At 36.1% G+C, this 1320-nt stretch carries 1 protein-coding gene; it reads right to left on the bottom strand.

All coding sequences use genetic code 11. The features are described from left to right. Nucleotides 1-805 (bottom strand): site-specific integrase (locus NWE95_02450; protein MCW4002755.1); only part of this gene is annotated, 805 nt, incomplete at its 3' end. Between the last annotated feature and the right edge of the window lie 515 nt (nucleotides 806-1320).

The raw sequence follows: 1320 nt of genomic DNA, 5'->3' as shown, positions 1-1320 counted from the left end.
CGAGCTCATTGTGTCTTTCTACCGCATAGTTCACTCTAAATGCATGTGCGCCAGAATAGAGCTCTTGGCAGCTTACACAAGCAGACTTTACGCTGTTGTAGTAACTTTCTCTAATTTCTTTCCAACCAGTTTCTCTAATTGCACTGTTAAGTTTTTCTTTTAGGTTAGCTATACGTTCTAATTTCTCTTGTCTATCTGAAAAATCAATACTTCTATCTCGACCACCTTTTGAACCGTTTATATTCACAACTTGTCTCTCTCTGTCAACTTCAATTTTTTTCACATCCCCAATGCGTGCTCCTGTCAAATATTGCAACTCTGCGACAATCCCGTGCGTTTCACTCTTTGCGTATATTTTCTCAATTAATCTTTCTGGATTAGCAAAAGCGATCGCTCGACCAGACGGTTTCGCTTTTGAATAGAAATCAGAATACTTATCTCTCAATTTGTCAGAAATATCTTTTCGATTGATTGTATCGCAAAATTTTTCGATGGCGGAAAGATTTACCTTTATGGTGCTTTGAGATAGTTCTTTTTCAATTTTTTTATCTATGAAGCTTTGAATTTTTTCATATGTTATTCTGTCAATTCTGTTTACACCTTGCTCTTTAAGGTATCCGCACAACTGTTTTGCTACTCCTGCATATCTGTTAAACGTCGAGTTGCTATGTGTAAATGGGGATGTGCCGCCATTTTTTTTGTATGTTTCTCGTTTCGATACCCCAAAGCCTCGCGCCCACTCCGACGTTGCATATTCTAACGCATAGAAAATATTAGACTTTTCGTGAATACCCATTTTTTGCATAAATTACCCTTTGCATTGTTTAGAACTAAAACGGTTTTAGCAACGCGGACCACTACCGCGATGGCTTTTTAACAAAAAAAGTAAAAAGCCACAAAAACTCCGCATCCACTTAGCCCGCTTCGCCCTTCTCTTTGCTGTTTTCTCAACTTCCACTTCTACTTCCACTTCCGCATCCACATATTAATCTCAAAATCAGTATCAATCAGCGGGCTGTTTTTTAATCACACTTTCGAATTTTCTACGAAAATTTTTTTATTTGAAAAAAGTATACTTGGATTAAAAAATTTGTCAAGCGGAAAATATTGAAACTCTGTTTCAATATAAAGTATTTATGTTCTACCTTTAATCGTTTATTCTGTGCATTTACCCTACTTTTTTTATCGAATAATTTACCTTGAGCTTTAACCGCTAACTTGGATATAATACTCAACTAAGTAAACTCAATTTAATTAAAAGGGGGTTTAAATGTATATAAAAACCTGCTGGATTGCAAAGGTAAAAAGAGACCTCGGCCT

This window comes from Candidatus Bathyarchaeota archaeon (assembly GCA_026014725.1).
GTDB lineage: Archaea > Thermoproteota > Bathyarchaeia > Bathyarchaeales > Bathycorpusculaceae > Bathycorpusculum.
Note: the sequence above shows the minus strand (reverse complement) of the source record. Positions and strands in the feature narration are given on the sequence as shown.